21 protein-coding genes and 1 pseudogene are annotated in these 22,104 nt (G+C 71.4%); 10 read left to right on the top strand and 12 right to left on the bottom strand.

Annotation, left to right across the window (positions count from 1 at the left end; all coding sequences use genetic code 11):
• Positions 1-81: 81 nt before the first annotated feature.
• Both D455_RS0101205 and D455_RS0101215 read right to left on the bottom strand, forming a co-directional pair.
• Entirely contained in the window at positions 82-1,305 is a 1,224-nt protein-coding gene (locus tag D455_RS0101205; protein WP_017568936.1) for an MFS transporter, read from the bottom strand.
• A 505-nt stretch (positions 1,306-1,810) separates the two neighbouring features.
• The gene (locus tag D455_RS0101215; protein ID WP_017568937.1) at positions 1,811-2,371 is read right to left on the bottom strand and encodes a MarR family winged helix-turn-helix transcriptional regulator; all 561 of its coding nucleotides are present in this window, start codon (positions 2,369-2,371) and stop codon (positions 1,811-1,813) included.
• 512 nt (positions 2,372-2,883) lie between these two features.
• Here D455_RS0101215 and D455_RS0101220 point away from each other — a divergent pair.
• On the top strand, positions 2,884-4,494 hold the full coding sequence (locus D455_RS0101220; protein ID WP_017568938.1) for an alkaline phosphatase D family protein: 1,611 nt from the start codon (positions 2,884-2,886) through the stop codon (positions 4,492-4,494).
• Positions 4,495-4,572: 78 nt separating this feature from the next.
• Here the strand turns inward: D455_RS0101220 and D455_RS28840 are convergent.
• Both D455_RS28840 and D455_RS0101230 read right to left on the bottom strand, forming a co-directional pair.
• Positions 4,573-5,119 (bottom strand): annotated as a pseudogene (locus D455_RS28840) (Uma2 family endonuclease).
• A gap of 147 nt (positions 5,120-5,266) precedes the next feature.
• Positions 5,267-5,968, bottom strand: a complete 702-nt coding sequence (locus tag D455_RS0101230; RefSeq protein WP_083922092.1) for a metal-dependent transcriptional regulator — start codon at positions 5,966-5,968, stop codon at positions 5,267-5,269.
• Between the two features lie 138 nt (positions 5,969-6,106).
• On the opposite strand from D455_RS0101230, the gene D455_RS34780 reads away from it, so the two are divergent.
• The 3 genes from D455_RS34780 to D455_RS0101240 are packed head-to-tail and all read left to right on the top strand — an operon-like array spanning position 6,107 to position 7,724.
• On the top strand, positions 6,107-6,292 hold the full coding sequence (locus D455_RS34780; RefSeq protein WP_017568941.1) for a hypothetical protein: 186 nt from the start codon (positions 6,107-6,109) through the stop codon (positions 6,290-6,292).
• Complete coding sequence (locus D455_RS28845; protein ID WP_338037804.1) at positions 6,293-6,910, top strand: potassium channel family protein; 618 nt, start codon at positions 6,293-6,295, stop codon at positions 6,908-6,910.
• 58 nt (positions 6,911-6,968) lie between these two features.
• Positions 6,969-7,724, top strand: coding sequence for a class I SAM-dependent methyltransferase (locus D455_RS0101240; protein WP_026122200.1), 756 nt, complete (start codon positions 6,969-6,971; stop codon positions 7,722-7,724).
• 98 nt (positions 7,725-7,822) lie between these two features.
• Here D455_RS0101240 and D455_RS0101245 read toward each other — a convergent pair whose 3' ends face one another.
• Complete coding sequence (locus D455_RS0101245; RefSeq protein WP_017568944.1) at positions 7,823-8,227, bottom strand: nuclear transport factor 2 family protein; 405 nt, start codon at positions 8,225-8,227, stop codon at positions 7,823-7,825.
• 126 nt (positions 8,228-8,353) lie between these two features.
• Here D455_RS0101245 and D455_RS0101250 point away from each other — a divergent pair, with 126 nt between their 5' ends.
• The gene (locus D455_RS0101250) at positions 8,354-10,153 is read left to right on the top strand and encodes a bifunctional metallophosphatase/5'-nucleotidase (protein ID WP_017568945.1); all 1,800 of its coding nucleotides are present in this window, start codon (positions 8,354-8,356) and stop codon (positions 10,151-10,153) included.
• Positions 10,154-10,315: 162 nt separating this feature from the next.
• Here the strand turns inward: D455_RS0101250 and D455_RS0101255 are convergent, their stop codons facing one another.
• The 4 genes from D455_RS0101255 to pabB form a co-directional block, all read right to left on the bottom strand.
• Positions 10,316-11,500: a GDSL-type esterase/lipase family protein gene (locus tag D455_RS0101255; protein WP_017568946.1), complete on the bottom strand. Its 1,185-nt coding sequence runs from the start codon at positions 11,498-11,500 to the stop codon at positions 10,316-10,318.
• An 80-nt stretch (positions 11,501-11,580) separates the two neighbouring features.
• On the bottom strand, positions 11,581-12,150 hold the full coding sequence (locus D455_RS0101260) for a TetR/AcrR family transcriptional regulator (protein WP_017568947.1): 570 nt from the start codon (positions 12,148-12,150) through the stop codon (positions 11,581-11,583).
• Positions 12,151-12,320: 170 nt separating this feature from the next.
• Positions 12,321-12,926, bottom strand: a complete 606-nt coding sequence (locus D455_RS0101265; RefSeq protein WP_017568948.1) for a DUF4291 domain-containing protein — start codon at positions 12,924-12,926, stop codon at positions 12,321-12,323.
• A gap of 52 nt (positions 12,927-12,978) precedes the next feature.
• Positions 12,979-15,087 (bottom strand): aminodeoxychorismate synthase component I, encoded by a 2,109-nt coding sequence (pabB, locus tag D455_RS0101270; protein ID WP_017568949.1) that lies wholly within the window; start codon positions 15,085-15,087, stop codon positions 12,979-12,981.
• Between the two features lie 161 nt (positions 15,088-15,248).
• Between pabB and D455_RS0101275 the strand changes: the two genes are divergently transcribed.
• On the top strand, positions 15,249-15,491 hold the full coding sequence (locus D455_RS0101275) for an SHOCT domain-containing protein (RefSeq protein ID WP_026122201.1): 243 nt from the start codon (positions 15,249-15,251) through the stop codon (positions 15,489-15,491).
• A 3-nt stretch (positions 15,492-15,494) separates the two neighbouring features.
• On the opposite strand, the gene D455_RS0101280 is transcribed toward D455_RS0101275, so the two are convergent.
• Positions 15,495-16,934: a sugar porter family MFS transporter gene (locus tag D455_RS0101280; protein ID WP_026122202.1), complete on the bottom strand. Its 1,440-nt coding sequence runs from the start codon at positions 16,932-16,934 to the stop codon at positions 15,495-15,497.
• A 407-nt stretch (positions 16,935-17,341) separates the two neighbouring features.
• Here D455_RS0101280 and D455_RS0101285 point away from each other — a divergent pair, with 407 nt between their 5' ends.
• Positions 17,342-17,935 carry an HAD family hydrolase gene (locus tag D455_RS0101285; protein ID WP_017568952.1) on the top strand — a complete coding sequence of 198 codons (594 nt, stop codon included), beginning with the start codon at positions 17,342-17,344 and terminating at the stop codon, positions 17,933-17,935.
• Positions 17,936-18,084: 149 nt separating this feature from the next.
• Positions 18,085-19,146, top strand: coding sequence for a biotin synthase BioB (gene bioB / locus D455_RS0101290; RefSeq protein WP_017568953.1), 1,062 nt, complete (start codon positions 18,085-18,087; stop codon positions 19,144-19,146).
• Positions 19,147-19,202: 56 nt separating this feature from the next.
• On the opposite strand, the gene D455_RS0101295 is transcribed toward bioB, so the two are convergent.
• Together D455_RS0101295 and D455_RS0101300 are read right to left on the bottom strand one after the other, a co-directional pair.
• On the bottom strand, positions 19,203-19,490 hold the full coding sequence (locus D455_RS0101295; protein WP_017568954.1) for a YiaA/YiaB family inner membrane protein: 288 nt from the start codon (positions 19,488-19,490) through the stop codon (positions 19,203-19,205).
• 81 nt (positions 19,491-19,571) lie between these two features.
• Complete coding sequence (locus D455_RS0101300; RefSeq protein WP_017568955.1) at positions 19,572-20,690, bottom strand: NAD(P)/FAD-dependent oxidoreductase; 1,119 nt, start codon at positions 20,688-20,690, stop codon at positions 19,572-19,574.
• A 136-nt stretch (positions 20,691-20,826) separates the two neighbouring features.
• On the opposite strand from D455_RS0101300, the gene ddaH reads away from it, so the two are divergent.
• Positions 20,827-21,612: a dimethylargininase gene (gene ddaH / locus D455_RS0101305; protein ID WP_026122203.1), complete on the top strand. Its 786-nt coding sequence runs from the start codon at positions 20,827-20,829 to the stop codon at positions 21,610-21,612.
• Between the two features lie 70 nt (positions 21,613-21,682).
• Positions 21,683-22,087 (top strand): RidA family protein, encoded by a 405-nt coding sequence (locus D455_RS0101310; protein ID WP_017568957.1) that lies wholly within the window; start codon positions 21,683-21,685, stop codon positions 22,085-22,087.
• Positions 22,088-22,104 lie beyond the last annotated feature (17 nt).

Below are 22,104 nucleotides of genomic sequence, written 5' to 3' on the forward strand. Positions count from 1 at the left end.
CCGGGCGCCCGGCTACAGGGAAGACGCGCGGGGCCGCCGTCGGGTTCGGCCCGTGTTCGTGGAAGTGTCGGCGTCCCCGGATCAACCGGTCGGCCGCGTCGCGCTTCCGGTGCGGTCGCGGCCCAGGACGAGCGCCGCGACCAGGTAGGGCGAGGCGAACAGGGCGAACGCGACACCGTGGCCGGTCAGGGCGAACACCCCCGCGTACAGCAGGAAGGAGGAGGTGTGGAGGGCGTCGACGCCCAGAACGGCCAGGGAGGTGACGGTGGCCCGACTGGACCCGGTGATGCGGTTCTGGAGCCGGGCGTCGGCGACCACGCTCGCGGTCTGGCACACGCCGAAGCCCGCGCCGAGCAGCGCCCAGCCCAGCGGGTTGCCGAGCAGGGCCCCGACGGCGATGGCGGGTGCCGCCAGGCCCAGCAGGAGTGCGAAGGCCCGCACGGGCAGGCGGGAGACGGGACCGGCGAGCAGGCCTCCGAGGGTGATGAGGATCCACACCACCAGGACCACCACGGGCACGGTGGCGGCGGGGACGCCGGACTCGGCGGCGAGCAGGGGAACGTACTCCTCCAGCAGCTCCCAGGAGCAGGTCACCACGACCACCAGCACGATGGCGCCACGTACCCGGCGGTCGGTGCGGGCCTCGGCCAGTCCCTCACGCAGGGCGGCCAGGTACCCGGAGGCACTCTCCGGGCCGGCTCCGTCGTCGGTTCCGGTGGAGCGGTGTTCGGGCAGGGCGAGTGCGGCCAGGGAGCACAGCACGCAGGCGGCGACACTGCCCGCGCCGACCGCGGCGTAGCCCCCGTGGGCCATGACGGGGACCGCCACGAGGGTGGCGGCGCCGACGGCGGCCACGTTCAGCGCGCGGGTCACCCCCATGATCTGGGCGTAGCGGCCGGTCGCGTCGCGGTGGGCGAGTTCGGTGTAGACGAGGGCCTCGAGGGCGCCCGAGGCCAGGGCGCCGCCCGCGCCCCACAGGACGAAGCCCAGCGCGAAGGACCAGTAGCCGGGCAACAGCAGCCACAGCGAGAACCCGGCGGCGGCCAGGAGCGGTGCGGCGGCCAGCAGGTGGCGGCGGGGCACCACGTCCGCCCAGGCTCCGGCGGGTACGGACACCACGAGGGAGGTCAGGGACCAGATCACGAACAGGGAGCTGACCTGGGTGACGGACAGACCGGTCTCCTCGAACAGCAGCGCGTACAGCGGGTAGAGGAGGACGAACTCGGTCAGGGCCGCGTAGGCGTACAGGGGTCCGGTCAGGCGGAACGTGCGCACGCCGGAAGCGTGCGGGGGCACGGTGGTCATGAGGGTCTTTCGGTCGAGCGGAGGTGGACACCGGATGCGGGGGCGTCCGGTGGACCCCGTGCTCGGACCGAGGACCGGCGTGGAACTTAATGTCGCTGGAACATGGCTCCAGCATAGGTGGTGTCCGTGGCGGTTGGCCAGGGTGCGTGTGGAGCGCGCGGGACCCGGCGGGCCGTGATCGGCCGGTCCGGCGGCGAACGCTCAGGGTGCTCGCCCGGGCATCCTCCGACGGGGTGGCGGGTGGGTGGGGCGTCGAGCGGGTCGTGCCAGGACGCCGTACCCGGGGCCCGGATCCACCGGTCCCGCGAACGACCAGTACGGGCCCAGCGGGGAAGGTGGGACACCATGGCGTCAGCGCCTTTGGCCGTCGACCGGCGTTCCCGGCACGGCCGCGACGTCCTGGCCGAGTCCCTGTACGCCGCTCCGCCCGACGGAGTGCCCCTGGAACAGGCCCGGGCGGCCGGTGAGCTGGTGCACTACGGCGGTGCGCCGGTGGAGACCGTGCTCATCGTGCTGGTGTGCCGTTCGTGGTCGGGGGCGCGTCCGGAGAGGGCGCGCGGAGGGCGGGGCCGGCGCCGTGCAGTTCGCGGGCCCAGGCCTCCAGACCGGCCGCGAACCCCTCCCGTTGGGCGGGGGAGAGCTGCGCGAAGGTCCGTAGCAGGGGTTCGGCCCTCCTGGCCACGAACGCGCGCATGAGGTCGCGGTGCTCGTCGGCCAGGGACACCAGGACGCGCCGCCGGTTGGCGGGATCGTGGCGGCGCGCCACCAGGCCCACCCGGGACAGGTCGCCGACCAGTTCGCTGACCGTGGAGGCGCCCACCTCCAGCCGGGTGGAGAGTTCGCCCATGCCGAGTTCCTGGCCGTGGGCGAGCTGGGCCAGGACCGCGCCGTGTCGGGCGGTGAGGTGGTGGTTGGTGAACAGCCGCCGCAGGCCGTCGGGCATCTCGGAGTGGGCGCGCCGGAAGTAGGTCTCGATCAGGGGCACGAAGCGCAGCGCCCCCTCCACCAGTGCGCGGTCGGGCATGCGTGCGTCGTCGGCCGTTTCCGGCTTCGCCCCCTGGTCCATGCGCTGATGCTACCGCTGGCCTCCGCGGTTCCCGGAACGGCGGTGCGCCCGTCCCTCCACGTGTTCTCGGGTGGCCGGTGCGGGTCAGGCCGGCCGGTGGAGCACCGGTGGGGCGGTGTGGAGGTAGCCCGAGGGTCAGGGCCCGTCGAACGCGGCCCTGGGGTGGGCGGTGTCCTCCGCTGTCATGGGCGTTCTCCTTCCAACACGACACCACCATAGTTCGAATCTCCGAATTATGTTCTTCGGGCGGGAGGGGAGCCTTCACGGAAAGCCCCGCGCGCACCGTTCGGGGCGCCGAATCAGCGACACGGAACGTCTTCTCCGCACCTTCCCGGCGTGTTGCGCCCCTGACCTGCGCGGCGACGGTCGGTCACCTGTTGGCCACCCACGGGAGCCCAACGTTCACCACGCGGTGGTTGGGACGTTCCCCCTTCCATGGCCGGATAGAGCACGGTCCCCCGCCCGGCCCGTCACCGGACCGGGCTCCCCCGCGACCCGTCAGGAGACCGTGCATGCCGGGAACTCCCCACACCCCCGTCCCCTCCCCCTCCCCCATCCCCGCCCCCAGCGCCTCGGCCGCGCGCTCCACCCGACGCCAGGTCCTGGTCGGCGGCGCGGCCACCCTGGGCGCCGCCGCACTGGCCACCGGCTGGAGCACCCACGCCCACGCGGACACCGCCACCCGACCGAGCGGGATCGGTGAGCCCTTCACCCTCGGTGTCGCCTCAGGCGACCCCTTCCACGACAGCGTCGTGCTCTGGACCCGCCTGGCCCCCAACCCCTTCGCCGAGGACGGGCGCGGGGGCATGCCCGACCGGCGGGTGGAGGTCGAGTGGCAGGTCGCCGAGGACGAGGGCTTCACCAGGATCACCGCCTCCGGGGCCGTCGAGACGGGCCCGGACATGGCCCACGCGGTGCACGTGGAGGCGCGGGGTCTGCGCCCGGGCGCCGAGTACTTCTACCGGTTCCGTGTCGGCACCGAGATCAGCCCCGTCGGCCGTACCAGGACCGCCCCTCCCCCGGGGCTGCGGCTGGACCGGTTCGCCTTCGCCTTCNCCAGCTGCCAGAGCTACACCAGCGGTCATTACACCGCCCAGGCGCACCTGGCCGAGGAGGACCTGGACCTGGTCGCGTTCCTGGGCGACTACATCTACGAGGGCCCCGCCCAGGGCGGCATCGGCCGGGGGCACGTCCCCCAGGTGGAGGTCCGTTCCCTGGCCGAGTACCGGATCCGCCACGCCCAGTACAAGAGCGACGCCAACCTCCAGGCCGCGCACGCCGCGTTCCCGTGGGCGGTGGTCTTCGACGACCACGAGCTGGAGAACAACTGGGCCGACGAGCAGTCCAACGGGGAGGACGTTCCCGCCGAGGAGTTCCTCCGGCGGCGCGCCCAGGCGATGAAGGCCTACTACGAGCACATGCCGCTGCGCCGCGCCCAGCTGCCGAACGGTCCGGACATCCAGCTCTACCGCAGACTGCGCTTCGGCGACCTGGTGGACATGCACCTGCTCGACACCCGCCAGTACCGCGATCCGCAGGTGGGTGACGCCGGACGCGACGACCCCTCGCGCACGCTGATCGGAGCCAGGCAGAAGCAGTGGCTGTTCGACGGACTGTCCTCCTCGCGGGCCCGCTGGAACGTGCTGGCCCAGCAGGTGTTCTTCTCCCAGCGCGACTTCGTCGACGGTGAGGCGACCAACTTCAGCAACGACGCCTGGGACGGCTACCTCGTCGAGCGCAACGAGGTCCGCGACCAACTGGCGCGGGTGCGCAACGGAGTGGTGATCACCGGGGACGTGCACGCCAACTACGTGTCCGACGTCAAGGCCGACTTCGACGACCCGGAGTCGGCGACGGTGGCCACCGAGCTGGTGGGCACGTCCTTCACCAGCGGCGGCGACGGCAGCGAGCAGAATCCGGGCGACGCGGTGCAGCTGCGGGAGAACCCGCACATCAGGTTCATCAACCGCAGGCGGGGCTACGTGCGCAACGTGATCACGCCCACCGAGTGGACGGCCGACTACCGGGTCGTGGACTACGTGAGCGAGCCGGGCGCGCCCATCCGTGACCGGGCGCGGTTCGTGGTCGACGACGGTGTGCCGGGCGTGCGCGCCCAGGGCTGATCCGCCCCGGGCCATGGTCTCCGGTTCGGGCCGGTCGATGGGTGGCGCGCACCCGAGGCCGGCCCGGATCGGGATGGATCAGCGGCGCTGAATTCTCGTCAGGTCCACGTCGATGTCGAAGGGGACGGAGACCTTGAGGCGCTCCCGGTGGACCGTGGGCCTGGCGTACCCCCCGGTCGGGGCGAGTTCATGGACGAATACGACGGCTTCCCGCCCCGTCCTGCTGGATGAGCCGGAAATGAGGTATACCCGCCTCCGCGTAGATCTGAGGTTTACGCTCGCGGTCCCGAAGCTCTGATTCCGGGGAGACGACCTCGACGGCGAGCACCACGGCCTCGGGTGGAAGCCACGTCCCCTCCGGGTCGCCGATCGCCTGTGCCTGCGCGATGAGCAGGTCCGGTTCGGGGCGCTGCCGCTCACCGATCCGGACCGTGATCTCTCGACACACAGCCGGGTGTTCTGGTGCTTGTGTGTACAACGTCCGGTCCAGGAGCGACAACACGAAGGCGTGGAAGAATTTCTGAGGGGACGCCAGCACCAGGCTCCCGTCGATGAGTTCGGTGTGCGGCGGAAGATCCGGAAGGCGGTCCAGGTCGTCTGCGGTGAAGCCCTCTGGCGGAGGCATAGGCAGGGACTACTGGTCCTCGATGGAGACCTGGCGTTCGGCCACAGGGGAAACGGGCATGTCGCTGCTGCCTCCGGTTGTCGGATCGCTCTCGTTACCCACAGTGGCCATGTCCTTCGGGCAGCGATGGTGTTTCCTGGAAAATCCCTACCCGTTACCGTCGGCGCTGATCCACAGGGACTCGGCGGCCACCAGGCCCAGGGCCTGGGAGCGCTCGGGGGCGTTCTCGTCAGGGCGCACGTTGATCTGCATCGACCCGGCGAAGGGCTGGCGTTCGACCACCTCCACGTGCATGCCGATGCCGATCTCGATGTCGGCCAGGTAGCGCAGCAGGTCGGGGTCGGTGTCGTTGACACGCACGATCACGCCGCTGACGCCCTTCTCCGCCTCTGACAGCAGCAGGCTCTCGCGCTCGACGATGTGTCCCTCGCGTGTGGGGATGGGATCACCGTGCGGGTCGACCACGGGATCGCCGAGGTGGGTGGCGATGCGGTCGACGAACTTGTCCGAGACCACGTGTTCGAGGATCTCGGCCTCGTCGTGTACCTCGTCCCAGGAGTAGCCCAGCTCGGCGACCAGGTAGGTCTCCAGCAGTCGGTGGCGGCGCAGTACCGACAGGGCCGCATTGGTCCCGGGCTCGGTGAGGTTGACCGCGCCGTAGCGCTGGTGTTCGACCAGGCCCAGTTCGCTGAGTTTGCGGAGCATGCCCGACACCGACGAATTGGACACGGACAGGCGCTCGGCCATACCGGAGATGGTCACCGGGCCGGTGCCGCGTTCCTGGAGGTCGTAGATGACCTTCACGTAGTCCTCAACCGACGTGGACGGTCGTGTCGGTGCGTTGTCCATGTCCGTAACCGTATCGCGGACCGCTCACCGACCACCATTTGTGCACCGGACCTGTGGACGACCCTCCTGTCCCGGCACGATCGGTGACGGGGTGGACCTGGGTTCGCGCCGAAGGGAGGTGTTTGGTCCAATCAGAGCGTGGAAGAGCACAGTACATCCCCTGACCGTCCCCAGGGCCGCCTCGCCCGCTGGCAGTCCCTGACCGAGTTGCCGTTGGTCCTCGCGGCCCTGGTCTTCGTCGCCGCCTATGCCTGGCCCGCCGTCGAGACCGATCTGCCCCGGCGCTGGCAGGAGCTGTGTCAGGCGGTCGTCTTCGTCGTGTGACTGGCCTTCGCCGCCGACTACGTCGTGCGCCTGTTCCTGGCCGAGGACCGGTGGGCGTTCGTGCGCCGCAACCTCCTGGACCTGCTGATCGTGGTGCTGCCGGTCCTGCGCCCCCTGCACCTGGTCCGGTTGCTGACCGTCGTCTCCCTGCTGCACCGGCGCATGTCGGTGTCCCTGCGCGGACACGTGCTGCTGTACACCGCCAGCATCACCGTCATCATGCTCGTCATGGCGTCGCTGAGTGTCCTGCGTGTGGAGCAGGAGGCCCCCGGAGCCAACATCACCACGCTCCCCGACGCGCTCTGGTGGTCGCTGGTGACGGTGTCCACGGTCGGCTACGGCGACTTCTACCCCGTCACCGGAGCCGGACGGCTGATCGCCGTCGGACTCTTCGTCATGGGTGTCGGCCTGCTCGGCGTCATCACCGGCACGCTGTCCAGTTGGCTGGTCGAGCGCGTCGATCCGGGGAAGGAGACGGATGAGCGGCCAGCGGAAGCGGACGCGGAACCGGAAGCGGACACACAGCGGCAACTGCGAGAACTCACCGAGCAGGTGCGTGCCCTGAGGGCCGAACTGGGTCACGTCAAGGACTCCACGGAACCACCGCCGCCGAGCTGACCGGGAAACGGGTGTGCGCCAGGTCCGGGCGGAGCAGGCGAAGTCTAGGGTTCCGGGTATGAGCGGACCCCACCCCCAGCGAGGATCGTCCTTCTACGACCGGCCCCGGATGTCGGAGCGCTACGGTCAGCGCCGCCACGGCGGCGTGGCCAGCCCGAACACGGTGATGGAGGAGCCCGCGCTGCTGCGGGAACTCGGAGCGGTCACCGGCCTGGACGTGCTCGACCTGGGGTGCGGTGACGCCGACCTGGGCCGGATCCTGCTGGAGGCGGGATGCCGCTCCTACCTGGGGGTCGACGGGTCCGGGGCGATGGTGGAGCGGGCCCGCGCACGGCTGCGGGGTTCGGTCGGCAGGGTCGAGCACGCCGACATGGAGGACTTCACCGCCTCCCCGGCCGGTTTCGACCTGGTCGTCTCCCGCTTGGCACTGCACTACGTGGACGACGTCGCCCCGGTGCTGGCGTCGGCGCTGCGGTGGCTGCGGCCGGGAGGGCGCATGGTGTTCACCGTGCCGCATCCGGTACTGACCTGCCACGACGCCCGTTCCGCCTCCGGGCGGCCACGGCAGGACTGGGTGGTGGACGACTACTTCGCCAGCGGCCCACGCCAACGCGAGTGGATGGGGGAACCGGTGACGTGGCACCACCGCACCGTCGAGGACTACGTGCGAGCACTGCACGGGGCGGGGTTCTCGCTCACCGCGCTGCGCGAGTGCGCCCCGCACCGGGAGTCGTTCGAGGGGAACGAGGAGGAGTACGCGCGTCGGCGGCGGGTGCCGCTGTTCCTCCTGCTGGCCGGTGCACGCACCGGCTGAGGGCGCCGAGGCCGTGTGCGGGCCGCGCCGTTCCCGCCCACGGATCTCCTCGGCGGTCTCCACGGTCAGCCGCGGCTTGGCGCCCTGCTCGTCGTGGGTCAGGGGGCGGGTGTGCCCTGGTGGTAGTACATCCGCCACTCGCCGTCCGCGCCCCGGCGCCACAGCGAGCTGCGCAGGGCGCGTGTCCCGCCGACTTCGGTGGCGTAGGTCAGGTGCACCAGGTCCGGGGCGAGCAGTCTGCCCACCATCTCGCTGACCCGCACCCGGGGCGGTGCGGTTCCCGCGGCCTGCGAGGGTTCCCGGGGGCCGTCCATGGTCGCCAGTTCGGCCAGCATCGTCTCTCTGTCCCAGCGCCTGCCGGATCTGCCGACCTCGGTGAACTCGGGGTCCAGCAGCTCGGCGGCGAGCCTGCGGGAGGCGCGCACCCGTGGTTCCAGCAGCCGCAGTTCCCCCTCGATGGCCTGCTGGACCGCCTCCCCCGCCCCGCCCTCGGTTCCGTACATCCTGTCCCCCTGTCCGGTGACTGGTGGTGAACGTGCACTGATTGTTAACACACGACCGGTTCCGTTCCCCAGGCTGTCTCACTAGCCTGTGGAGGTTTCGTTCGCCCCCACTCCCTGGAGACACGTATGGCAGAGGACACCGGTATCTCCCGACGCGGCGCCCTCGGCGGTCTGAGCGCCGCCGGTGCGCTGGCCCTGGCGGGCTGGCCGGGCACGGCCGCCGCCTCCTCGTCCCGTGACGCCCTCATCACCGTCATGGGCACGTCCGATCTGCACGGCCACTGCCTGAACTGGGACTACTTCAAAGACGCGGAGTACGAGGACGACGAGGGCAACCACATCGGTATCGCCAAGGCCGCCAGCCTGATCGGTGAGGTCCGCGCCGAGCGCGGTCGCAACAACACCCTGCTGTTCGACTCCGGGGACACCATCCAGGGCGCTCCGCTGGCCACCTACTACAACGTCGTCGAGCCCATCACCGAGACGGGGCGGACCCATCCGATGGCACGGGCGATGAACGCCGTCGGATACGACGCCGTGGCCCTGGGCAACCACGAGTTCAACTACGGCCTGGAGCACCTGGACACCTGGATCGACCAGATGGACGCCCCCGTCCTGGCCGCCAACGCCGTCCACCACGGCACCGACGACCCCGCCTACCGCCCCTACGTGCTCACCCGTATGAGGGTGGACTGCCTCGACAAGCCGGGAACGCAGCCGTTGGTGGTCGGTGTGCTGGGGCTGACCAACCCGGGCTCCATCATCTGGGACCGCCACCACGTGGAGGGGGAACTGGAGTTCCGGGACCTGGTGGAGACCGCTCGCCACTGGGTGCCGATCATGCGCCGTGAGGGAGCGGACCTGGTGATCGTCAGCGCCCACTCCGGCGACAGCGGCACCTCCTCCTACGGCGAGGGCGTCCCCGTCGAGAACGCCTCGGCGATGGTGGCCGAGCAGGTGCCCGGTATCGACGCGATCCTGTTCGGGCACGCCCACCGGGACGTCTCCGAGCGCTTCGTCACCAACAAGGTGACCGGGGAACGGGTGCTGATGACCATGCCCTCGTTCTGGGGGCGGCGACTGTCGGTGATGGACCTGGCGCTGCGGCGCGAGAGGGGCCGCTGGCGGGTCACCTCCAAGAGTGCGATCACGCTGAACAGCAACACCGTGCGGGAGGACCCCGAGATCGTGGAACTGGTCGCCGACCAGCACGCCGCGGCGGTGGAGTACGTCAACCAGGTGGTGGCGACGTCGGTGGAGGAGCTGAGCGCGGCCGAGGCGTGCTGGCGGGACACCGCGATCGTGGACTACGTCCAGCACGTGCAGACGGAGACGGTGCGCGCGGCGATCGCGGACACCGCGGAGGCGGACCTGCCGGTGTTGTCGATCGCGGCTCCCTTCAGCCGTTCGGCGGTCTTCCCGGCCGGGGAGGTCAGCATCAGGGACATCGCCGGTCTGTACGTCTACGACAACACCCTGCTGGCCAGTGTGCTCACCGGCGCCCAGCTGCGCGACTACCTGGAGTACTCCGCGCGCTACCTCCACCGGGTGCCCGCCACCGGTGCGGTGAACCCCGAGGACCTGACCAACGCCGACGGCGTTCCCGACTACAACTTCGACCAGATCGCCGGTCTGGAGTACGACATCGACGTCTCGCGGCCCGCCGGTGAACGTGTGTCCTCGCTGCGGCTGGAGGGCGTGGAGATCGCCGATGACCAGAGGTTCGTGCTGGCGGTGAACAACTACCGCCAGTCGGGCGGCGGCGGTTTCCCGCACATCACCGAAGCCCCGGTGGTCTACAACGCGCAGGTGCAGGTCAGGCAGGCGCTGATCGACCACGCCACGGCCACCGGCACCATCAACCCGGCCGACTTCCACGTGGTGAACTGGCGCCTGGTCCGCGGGGGTGTGCCCGTCTTCGACTAGAGCGCGTCCGGCAGCCCCCTATCCCGCTGTACGACGCCCCGGCGCGACTCCTGCCGCGTTCCCTCCAGCCGCCCCGGTACCGTGACGGCCCGCCGTCGCGGTACCGGCCTTGGGCGGCCGTGACGGTGAGCCGTGACCGAACGGGCTGCGCGGGCGGGTGTATCAAGCTCTCTCGGCGGAGAACGGACCTCCGTTACCGAAGGCGAGCTTGGCGAAGCGTTCGCCGATGCGGCGGTGCGTGGCGGCGTCCGGGTGGAGCTGGTCGGGCAGTGGCAGTTCGGCGAAGTCCGCCTCGCCGTAGAGTTCGCGACCGTCGAGGTAGTCCAGGTTCGGGTCGTCGGCCGCCCGCTGGCGCACGATACGGGACAGCTCCTCCCGGATGACGGTGAGCGTGAGCTTCCCGGCCGCTCGTTCCTCGGGGTCGCCGGTGGCCCGGAACCCCAGTCGTCCGGCGCGCAGGGCGTCGAGGTCGAAGGCGCCGGGCCCCGGGGTGTCCTCGTGGATGGGGCAGTGGATCGGGGACACGACCAGGAGCGGCGTGCTGGGATGCCCCTCGCGGATGGTGTCGAGGAACCCGTGCACCGCGGGTGCGAAGGCGCGCAGACGCATCAGGTCGGCGTTGACCAGGTTGATGCCGATCTTGACGCTGATCAGGTCGGCTGGGGTGTCGCGCATGGTACGGGCGGTGAAGGGATCGAGCAGGGCGCTGCCGCCCAGGCCGAGGTTGACCAGTTCGACCCCGTCGAGGGAGGCGGCGAGCGCGGGCCAGGTGGTGGTGGGGCTGGCGGCGTCGGATCCGTGGCTGATCGAGCTGCCGTGGTGCAGCCACACCCTGCGCCCCCGGTCCGGCACGGGTTCGACACGGGCGTCGGTGCGCAGGGCGACGAGTTCGGTCGTCTCGTTGTGCGGCAGCCAGATCTCCACGTCCTTGGCCCGGTCGGGCAGGCCGGTGAAGCGCAGGGTGCTGACCGGGCCGGGCCGGTGCTCGGTGGTGCCGGTGGCCATGTCGATGGTCAGGGTGTTGCCGCCGGTCGCGACCGCCTGGTCGACGAGGTGGCCGTCGACGAGCAGGTCGTACACGCCGTCCGGGCGGGGCGGGGCGCCCGGGTGGACGCGTTTGGTGGGCAGCGTGTCGAGTTCGACGGTGGTGGCCGCGGTACGCAGGGCCAGCCGTACCCCGGAGGGTTGGGACTCGGCCATGGCCAGCTGTGGGTCGGCGCACTGGGCTCGGGCCCAGGCGGGCAGCCGGTGCGGAAGCAGGCCGTGCTCGGTGCGTTCCAGGTCGAGGGCGCCGCGCAGGAGGTCCGGGGTGAGGGGGGTGGTGATCCAGTCGTTCGTGGTGTGCATGGTGCCAGCCTGTGGGTCGAGGTTGTGGGACGGCTCTGGTGTGTGGGTGCGGCGCGCGGCCGACCGGACGTGGACCGTGGTCAGGGTGCGGGCCAGTTCCGCAGCAGGGCGTCGAGGGCGTCCAGGGTCCGTGACCAGGTCTCCTGGGTGTCGGGGGCGCTGTGGCTGAACCCGCCCCCCAGTTCCAGGGTCACGTAGCCGTGGAAGACGCTGCCCAGGAGCCGGACCGCGTGGGTCTGGTCCGGCTCGGTCAGGTCGTAGCCGCGCAGGATCGCCCGTGTCATTTGGGCGTGCCGGACACCGGCGCTGGCCGCCGCCGTCTCCGGGTCGAGTCTGAGCTGGGTCGCGGCGTAGCGGCCGGGGTGCTCGCGGGCGTAGTCGCGGTAGACGTTGGCGAGGGCGGTCAGGGCGTCCTTTCCCGCCCGCCCGGCCAGGGCGTCGGCGGCCCGGTCGGCGAGCTCCTCCAGGGCGAGCAGGGCGATTCTGGTCCTGAGGTCGTGGGAGTTGCGCACGTGCGAGTACAGGCTCGCGACCTTGACGTCGAACCCTCGGGCCAGCGCCGAGACGGTTACCTGCTCGAAGCCGACCTCGTCGGCCAGGTCCGCTCCCGCCCGGGTGAGGCGTTCCGTGGTCAGTCCCGCACGTGCCATAAGATTACTCCCATCTACCATAAACGACTCTACTTCTTCCTAAGACCTTTAGGCAAGTGGCCGCATGGTGAGGTTCCGGCCGTGCGGAGGAGGGGTCTCCGCCCCGGTCGGTGGTGGGGCGCGGTCCGGCGGCTCGGACGTGTTCCACACCCGGGCCCACGGCCGGTCTCTCAGGCGGTGGTGGCGGGACGCAGGTGGTCCAGTTCCCCCGGTGGGACCGGGTAGGGGCGCTCCCGGGGCAGCAGACGGGCCGCCGCGGCCGTGTCGCCCTCCCGGACCAGGGTGTGCACCCGGCGCGCGAGCGGAGTGACGTCGGCGATCGAGACGATCCACTCGTCCGCGTAACGCCGCGCGGCCTCGCCCGCCAGTCCCAGTTGCAGGGAACGGTGCTCCAGGGGGCTCAGGCGCAGGTCGCGCTCGGGGTCCCATTGCGCACGGGCCGGCGCCTGGCGCAGGCGGTCACGCCAGGCCTTCCGGTCGGGGTGCACGGCGGGCGTGTAGTGCGACAGGCACGCGTTGCGCAGCGCCCACGCGAAGCCCTCGCGGGTGATCTCCACCGCCAGCACGGTCTCCTGGTCCTTCTTCAGACCCCACCCGCAGCGATACATTACCCACAGGAACGACGGCTTGATCCAGGTCATGCGGTCGCGCTTCCATGCGGCGGGAAAGCGGCCCTCACGCGCGGCGGGCAGCCCGAGGTGCGGTGCGTAGGCCTGGTAGACGGTGACCGTGGTGTCGGTGTGCTGCGCGCGGATCTGGTGCCTGGGAACGTCCATGGGGATCAGCGTCCTGCCCGCGCGCGGGGCGCGGCAAGCGGTTTTCCGACGGTCAGCGGCCGAGGGCGGGCACGGCGGCCTTGAGCAGCATCTCCTCGTACTCCTCCTCCGGGTCGGAGTCCAGTACGATCGCGCCGCCCGCGCCGATGGTCAGCTCACCGTCGGCGAGCACGGCGGTGCGGATGACGATGCTCAGGTCGACCGTGCCGGAGGAGGACACATAGCCCAGCGCACCGGAGTAGACACCGCGCGCGGAGGTCTCCATGCGGTCGATGATCCCCATGGTGCGTTCCTTGGGGGCGCCGGTCATCGATCCCCCGGGGAAGCAGGCGCGTACCGCGTCCAGGGCGGACACCCGGGGGCCCAGTCTGCCGCGCACGGTGGAGACCAGCTGGTGCACGGTCGCGTAGGACTCGGTGTACATGAACGCGGGCACCTCGACGGTGCCGACCTCGCACACCCGGCCCAGGTCGTTGCGGAGCAGGTCGACGATCATGAGGTTCTCGGCGCGCGTCTTGGCGCCGGTGCGCAGCTCCTCCGCCACGCGGGCGTCGGTGTCCGGATCGCGGTGGCGCGGCGCGGTGCCCTTGATGGGGCGGCTCTCGGCCACACGGTCGGCGTCCACGCGCAGGAAGCGTTCGGGGGAGGCGCTGAGCACGCTCATCCCGCCCAGGCGCAGCAGGGCGGCGTAGGGCGCGGGGCTGGCGGCGCGCAGACGCCGGTAGGTGTCCAGGTCGCCTCCGGTGTGGGGGAGGCGGACCCGGTTGGTCAGGCAGACCTCGTAGCTCTCCCCGGCCGTGAGCTGGGCCAGGCACTCCTTGACGTCGGCGACGTAGTCCTCGCGCGGGCGCTCCAACAGGGAGGCCAGGTCGACGGCCGGCGCGGCGGGGGCGGGCGGGGCCGGGCGGGGCAGGTCTGCGAGGGCGGCCAGGGTCGTGTCGAGCCACTCGTCGCCGTCGGGGAGGTCGTCGGCGCACACCGCGTAGGTGCGCCCGTGGTGGTGGTCGACGGCCACGAACCGGTCGCAGCGCAGCCACACGGCGTCGGGGACGGGTGAGGTGTGGGCGTTGTCGGCGCCGCGGTCGGCCTTGAGCTCGTAGCCCAGGTAGCCGACGTATCCTCCGGCGAAGTCGAAGGGCAGCCCGGAGGGCGCGGGGTGGGGGACGCGGCGGTCGAGGGCGTCGAAGACGCTGCCGGGTTCGTGGTGTTCGGTGCCGTCCCAGGCGCGCACGCGGACGGGTCCGCCGACCCGGTGGGTGAGGACCTCGCCGGTGGCGGCGCCGAGGAAGGAGAAGCGCGCCGTCCCCTCGGGTCGGGAGCTGTCCAGCCAGAACGCGTACTCGGCGTCGCCGTACAGGTGGGTGAAGGCGGCCTCGGTGTCCACGGCCCGGGGAAGCTCGCGGGTACGTGCGGGCTTGCCCGACGTGGGGCCGGGACGCTGCCGGGAGGGCCCCGCCGAGGCCGTCGCCGTGGGGGAGTTCGTGCCCGGTCCGGGGGCCGCTCCGGTCGTGGCGTGGTCCGGGGCGTGGTCCGTGTGCCCGCTCCGTGGGGTCCGGCCCGTCCCGGGATCGGGGGCGGCGGTGTGCGCGCGGGCCAGGTCCACGAAGTTCGCGAGCAGTTCCGCGCCGAACTCGCTGGCCACCGACTCGGGGTGGAACTGCACGCCCCAGCGGGGCAGCGTCCGGTGTGCCAGCCCCATGACGACGCCGTCCTCGGCCCATGCGGTGGCCTCCAGGGGTTCGGGCAGGGGCTCGGGAACGGCCAGGGAGTGGTAGCGCACGGCGGTGAAGTCCTGGGGCAGGCCCGCGAACGGGCCCGCGCCGGTGTGGCGGACGCGTGTCAGGTGGCCGTGGCGGGGCTGGGGCGCCGAGACCACGTCCGCTCCGGCCAGGTGGGCGATGGCCTGGTGGCCCAGGCACACGCCCAGGACCGGCAGGCGGGTGTGCGCCAGGAGTTCGGGGACGCTGCCCATGTCACGCGGGTTCTGCGGGCGGCCGGGGCCGGGTGAGACGACCACGGCGTCCACGTCCGCCGGGTCGAACCCCTTCCAGCGGGGGTCGTCGTTGGTGAGCACTGAGGGGGTCCGGCCGAGGACGCGCGCCAGGAGCTGGAAGAGGTTGTACGTGTATGAGTCGTGGTTGTCCACGAGGAGGACGCGCATTCCATCCCTTTCGTCCGGATCGCGACACTCCAGGTTACGGCGGTCCGGACGAAAGAGGTGGTCCACAGGTGCGGACGGGCCCTGGAGAAGGGGCCCGAACCGGGGTACACAGAAAGAGTAGAAGGCGGAAGAGCGGTTTCCTTGCGAGTGGGGAGCGGGTGGTGACCTCCATCATGGCCGCGCTTGTCATCCTGATCATGCTGGCGTTGGGCGTCTTCCTCGTCGTCACGGTGGCGTCCGTGGCACGTTCGGCCGACCCCTCCCGCCCCGGACGGCGCCGGGCTCCCGAGCCGTCCCGGCCACCGGCCGTGGACGCCGCGGAGGAGGAACTGCGACTCAGATACGCGCGCGGCGAGATCGACCGGGAGGAGTTCCTCCAGAGAAAGATCGACCTGGAGCGCTGAGCCTCAGCCCTCCATCTCCTCCAGGGTCTTGCCGCGGGTCTCCTTGACGAACCTCCACACGAAGAAGAACGACAGCAGCGCGAAGAACGCGTAGATCAGGTACGTGCCGGTCAGGTCCCAGTCGCGCAGGCTCGGGAAGCTCACGGTGATCAGCCAGTTGGTGAGCCACTGGGTCGCGGTGGCCACACCCATCGCGGCGGCACGGATGCGCAGCGGGAACATCTCCCCCAGCAGCACCCACACGACCACACCCCACGACAGTGCGAAGAAGAGCACGAACAGGCTGGCTCCGGCCAGCGCCACCGCGCCCCACACGAACGCCAGCGTCACCTCCTCGCCCTCGACCACCGCGTGGTTGAAGGCGTAGGCGGTCAGGGCCAGCGCCACCGTCATCCCGGCCGATCCCACCAGCAGCAGCGGTTTGCGGCCGATGCGGTCCACCAGCAGGATCGCCACGAACGTACCCACGATGTTCACGATGGAGGTGAACAGGCTCAGCAGCAGCGAGGCGGACGCGTCCACGCCGACCGACTGCCACAGCGAACTGGAGTAGTAGAAGATGACGTTGATACCGACCAGCTGCTGGAACGCCGAGACGGCCATACCGATCCACACGATCGGCAGCAGACCGTAGCGGCCGGTCAGGTCGCTCAGCCTGGGTCGGATCTCCGATCCCAGCGCCTCACGGATCTCTCCGATGCGCTGGTCCACCCGTTCGGCGCCTCCGCCCTCCACATCGGCCAGGATGCGGCGGGGACGCCNGCGGGCACGCTCCGACTGTCCCACACGGACCAGGTAACGAGGCGACTCGGGGATGAGCAGACTCAGCCCCAGGTAGATCATGGCCGGGACGATCTCGATGCCCAGCATCCACTGCCAGGCCTGGACCGGCCCGAGCATGTCGCTCGCGGCGCCGCCCGCCATCAGCGCGAGGCCGTAGTTGACCAGCTGGGATCCGGCGATGCCCAACACGATCGCCAGCTGCTGCAACGACGCCAGGCGGCCGCGGTATGCGGCCGGTGAGACCTCGGCGATGTAGGTCGGGGCGATCACCGAGGCCAGGCCGATGGCGACACCGCCCAGGATCCGCCAGGCGGTCAGGTCCCACACCGTGAACGGCAGGGCCGATCCGATGGCGCTGATCGCGAACAGCACGGCGGCGATCTGCATGGTGCGGATGCGGCCGACCCGGTCGGCCAGGGCACCCGCGGCGGCGGCGCCCACCACACAGCCCAGGAGTGCGGCGGCGACCGTGAAGCCGAGGACGGCAGACCCCACGCCGAACCGCTCCTCGATGGCTGGTACCGCGCCGTTGATGACGGCGCTGTCGTAGCCGAACAGGAAACCACCCATCGCCGCGGCGGCGGCGATCATCGTCACGTGGACGATGTTGCTCTCCCCCGTCGGAGCTCCCTCGTCGCCGACTGGTCTGGCTCCGCTCACGTTCCCATGTCCTTCCCTCGTGGCACAGTGCTCGTCCCAGGGTGGACATGCCAGCGGCGGAGGGTCACGGACAAAACGCCCATGGGGCAAAAGATGTCCATTGTTTGGTACACGGACCCCGCCCACCACCCGCTTCCCCGCATGCGGGCGTCCGGGCTCGTGGGCCTCCGACGCGAGGGGGAACCCCTGGGCCCCGTTCCCGGTAGTCTTCCGTCGGGACGCGGCGAACACCGGCCGACGGGGAGCGGACCACCGGCACCGCGCGCGTGCGGAGGCGTCGTTCTCCCCGCACGGCGCTGGTCCTCGTCGGCCCGCCGCCTGACACACGGACGGCACCGCCGGAACCATGCTCCCGACGCCCGGACCGGCACCGCGACGGCGCGACCGCGATGGAAAGGTGTGACCCGTTGACCGTGCTCTTCGACCTCTTCGGTGTCCTGGCCCGCCACCAGTCCGAGGAGGGAAAGGACAGGCTGGCCCGGACCGCGGACGCGCCCGCCCCCGCCTTCTGGAAGGCGTACTGGGACCTGCGCGCGCCCTACGACCGCGCCGACGTGACCGCCTCGGAGTACTGGCGCGGTGTGGGTGGGGCCCTGGGCAGGGACTTCGACGAGGAACGGATCGCCGCACTCGTGGCGGCGGACGTCGCCAGCTGGAGCGCCGTCGACGCGACCATGGTCGCCCTGGTCGAGGGGCTCGCGGCGTCCGGCCGACGGATCGCGCTGCTGTCCAACATCCCCGAGGAACTGGCCGTCCACTACGAGGCGCACCACCCCTGGCTCGACGACTTCCACGTGCGCGCCTTCTCCTGCCGCATCGGCCACGCCAAGCCCGAACCGGGCGCCTACCGGTGGTGCCAGGAGGCCCTGGGCGTGGAAGCGGAACGCATCCTCTTCGTCGACGACCGTGAGGAGAACGTCCGGGCGGCCGAGGCCCTCGGCATGCGCGGCCACGTGTTCACCGGCGCCTCCCGGTTGCGGGAGAGCCTCGCCCGCGGGTGATCCGACCCGCCGGGCTGGGCCTCCACCGCGCTCTCGGCCGCCACCGGTGCGGGCCGGCGGCAAACGACCGCCCCGTACAAGACTTCCGTCGTGTTTTTGGCTGGTTCCACGGGTGTGCCCTCCACGGCCCGACCCCCAGGATCGTCCCCGTGACCACATTCCTTCCCCTGGCCGAGAAGGCCCTTCGCCGTGAGACGCCCACCCGCGACGAGCTCCTCGGGGTTCTGAGCAGCGCCGACGACGACCTGATGGACCTGGTCGCCGCCGCGTTCCGGGTCCGGTCGCGCTACTTCGAGCGCCGCGTCAAGCTCAACTACCTCGTCAACGTCAAGAGCGGCCTGTGCCCGGAGGACTGCTTCTACTGCTCCCAGCGCCTGGGGTCCGAGGCCGAGATCGTCAGGTACACCTGGCTCAAGCCGGACCAGACCCGTGAGGCCGTCTCCCACGGGGTGCGTGCGGGCGCCAGTCGTGTGTGCCTGGTGGCCAGCGGGCGCGGTCCCACCGACCGCGACGTGGAACGTCTGGCCCCCGCCATCGAGGACATCAGGACCGAGCACCCGGGCGTGGAGGTCTGCGCCTGCCTGGGTCTGCTCTCCGAGGGCCAGGCCGACCGGCTGCGCCAGGCCGGGGTCGACGCCTACAACCACAACCTCAACACCTCGCGGGAGCGCTACGCCGACATCTGCACCACCCACGAGTTCGCCGACCGGGTGGACACCGTGACCCGGGCCAAACACGCCGGGCTCTCCCCCTGCTCGGGTCTGATCGCGGGGATGCGTGAGAGCGACGGCGACCTGGTCGACGCCCTGTTCGCGCTGCGTGAGCTGGAGCCGGACTCGGTGCCGGTCAACTTCCTCATGCCCTTCGAGGGCACCCCGCTGGAGGGCACCTGGGAGCTGACCCCGCAACGGTGCCTGCGCATCCTGGCCGCCACCCGCTTCGTCTTCCCCGACGTGGAGGTGCGCCTGGCGGGTGGTCGCGAGATCCACCTGCGCTCCCTGCAACCGCTGGCGTTGCACATCGCGAACTCGATCTTCCTGGGGGACTACCTCACCAGCGAGGGCCAGGCGGGCAGGGCCGACGTGGAGATGATCGAGGACGCCGGTTTCACCGTGCAGGGCGCGGGCGAGCCCACCCTGCCCCGTGAGCGTCACGACCTGCTCAGAACACGCCAGCGTGGCGCGGGCACCGCTCTTCCGCCCAACGCCTGACACCGGCGCGACGCCCCCGGACGTTCGGGGGCGCCCGGGGTGCTCGCCCGTCCCGTTCAGGCGCGCGGGACGGGCTGCTCGCCGTTCCAGATCGGGATCTGCTGGTAGTTCTGGGCCGCCTCAGCGGCCAGTGCGTCCTCCTGGCGGTCGCGCACGCACTTGGCCAGCGTGAACGTGGACGTGATGACGTAGAGCAGGCCCAGGCCGAGGAAGGCCCGGATCCACAGGTCGACGGGAAGGTAGATGATGCCCGCGCCGACCCCGACCGCCGCCGCGCCGAAGGACAGCGCGGACTGGAGGAAGAACTGCGGGGTGGAACGGGGCTGGGGGCTGTAGGGGTTCATGACTCCATGCTGGCGGCTTCCCCGCCCTCGTGCCTGAGTACGACTACTCAGTGCCCCTCCGCGCCACCGCGTCGGGAGGGGTCAGGCGGGCGCCATCTCCCGGTCGGGCCGGAAGGGCGACAGGTCCATCCCGGGGTCCTCCCCCAGGGCCAGACGGGCCGCAACCACCCCCTGGAAGGGGCCGAAGGTCAACCCGTCACCGCCCAGGCCGCTCGCCACGACCACCCCGGGCAGCCGTTCGATCGTCCCCAGCAACTGCTGTCCGTCGTGCGTGCCCGGCCGGAAGCCCACCCGCGTCTCCACCACCGTGGCGTCCTCCAGCCCGGGCAGCACATCCAGCGCCGTGGAGAGGTTGTGCAGCAGCCCCGCCGCCGTCACCCGCCGGTCGAACCCGGCCTCCGGTTCCCAGGTGCCGCCGGTGACCACACGATCGGGTCCGAACGCCGACACGAAGTACCCGCGCTCACCGAAGCGCACCACGGGCCAGGTGCGGGTGTCGCGTCCGGGCAGCGCGAAGTGCGTCACCTGTCCGCGCACCGGGTGCACGTGCAGGTCCACACCGGCGACCGCGAGCAGCCCGGCCGACCACGCCCCCGCCGCGACGATGACCACGGGCGCCTCCAGGTCCTCCGACCCCACCCGCACGCCCGTGACCCGGTGGCCGTTCCACAGCAGGTGGGCGTCGCCCTTGAAGTACCGCAACCCCCGCTCCTCGGCGGCGTTGAACAGGGCGGCCCGCGCCACCGGGGCGTTCAGCCGGGCCATGCCCTCCACGAACACCCCGCCGTAGTCCTCGGGCAGCAGGGGGAAGCGTTCACGGGGCCGTCCCGGGGACAGACGCTCCACCCCGCCCATCGTCGCGAACTCCGGGCGTTGGGACAGTGTGCGCAGCAGGTCGAACCCGGCGTCGTCGCCCTCCAGGTCCACGGACAGGCCCCCGACCACCTCGTAACCGGTGGTGTGGCCGTCCTCGGCCAGCTCGGCCATCAGCCGCGGGTAGTGCTCGGCCGCGCGGGCCTTGAAGTCCCACACCGGCTGCTCGTCCCAGGGCAGCGGCCAGGGGAAGACCACGCCCAGTCCGGCCGCCGTGGCCTGACCCAGGTGCGCGGCGTCCACCAGCGCGGTGGACACGCCCCTGCGGGTCAGGTGGAACGCCGCGCTCGTCCCCACGATCCCGGCACCGACGATGATCACGTCCATGCCCCTCACCCTGCCCCGGTGCGCTCCGGAGAACAAGCCGAACGACCCGCGTGCCGCGTCCGGAGAACGGGTACGGATGCGCGATAGGTTGTGCTCTTCCGAAAATCCCCTGGTCAAGCCCCTGGAGGTCGTGCACGTGGACGGATACACCTATCACGGAGTCGCCCTGACGCGCCGTCCGGGACCCGATCTGGCACGGGGCATCGTCACCCACGTCCCGCGTACGGAGGTGGACCCGGTCCTGGCCGCGCGCCAGTACACGATCTACCAGGAGGCCCTCGCCTCGGCCGGGTGGCGGGTGCGTGAGGTCGATCCGGCTCCCGAGCACCCCGACGCGGTGTTCGTGGAGGACACCGTGGTGGTGTGCGACGACCTGGCGGTCCTGACCCGCCCGGGCGCGCAGGCCCGCCGTGGCGAGACGGAGGGGGTCGAGGCGGCGGTGCGCGCTCTGGGCCTGCGGGTGGCGCGCGTCGAGGCGCCCGGAACCCTGGACGGCGGTGACGTGCTCCAGGTGGGGTCGACCGTCTACGTGGGGGTGGGCGGGCGTACCAACGCCGAGGGGGCGGCACAGCTCGAACAGCTGCTCAAGCCGTTGGGCCGGGAGGTCGAGCGGGTGGGGATGGGCGCGGCGCTGCACCTGAAGTCGGCGGTGACCGCGCTGCCGGACGGCACGCTCGTGGGTCTGCCCGACCTGGTGGAGGCCGAGGTCCTGCCCGCGGTGCGCCGCGCGACCGAGGAACGGGGTGCGCACGTGCTGCCGCTCGGCGGGCGCGACGTGCTGGTCAGCGCGGCGGCGCACGAGACCATCCACCAGCTGACCGCCGACCGGTGGCGGGTGCTGCCGGTGGACATCTCCGAGTTCGAGAAGCTGGAGGCGTGTGTGACCTGCCTGAGCGTGCTGATCCCCGACGTCCACACCTGAAAACGCCGGGCGCCTCCCCGGTCCCGTCGCTAGGCTGAGCGGATCCGACCGACACGACCCCGGGAGCACGATGAGCGCGGTCCGCCTGATCCGCAGCCAGACCCTGACCGACGCCGTGGACTACGCCTACGCCGCCACGGCCCAGGCGCCCGCGCGCGTGGTGTGGACCGCGGGCGCCTGTCCGCTGGACGAGAACGGCGCGACCGTCGCGGTGGGTGACTACGCGGGCCAGGCCGAACAGGTCATGCGCAACCTGCGCACCGCCCTGGCGGACGCGGGCGCCGGGCTCACCGACGTCGTCAGGACCACCGTCTACGTCGCCTCCTCCCGCCAGGAGGACCTGGTCGCGGCCTGGAAGGTGGTGCGCTCCCACATGGGCGGACACGACGCTCCCGGCACCCTGCTCGGAGTGAGCGTGCTCGGCTACGACGACCAGCTGGTCGAGGTGGAGGCGGTCGCCGTGACCCGGGCCTGACACAGAGTGGAGGGCGG

It is taken from the genome of Nocardiopsis halotolerans DSM 44410 (assembly GCF_000341065.1).
Classification (GTDB): Bacteria; Actinomycetota; Actinomycetes; order Streptosporangiales; family Streptosporangiaceae; genus Nocardiopsis; species Nocardiopsis halotolerans.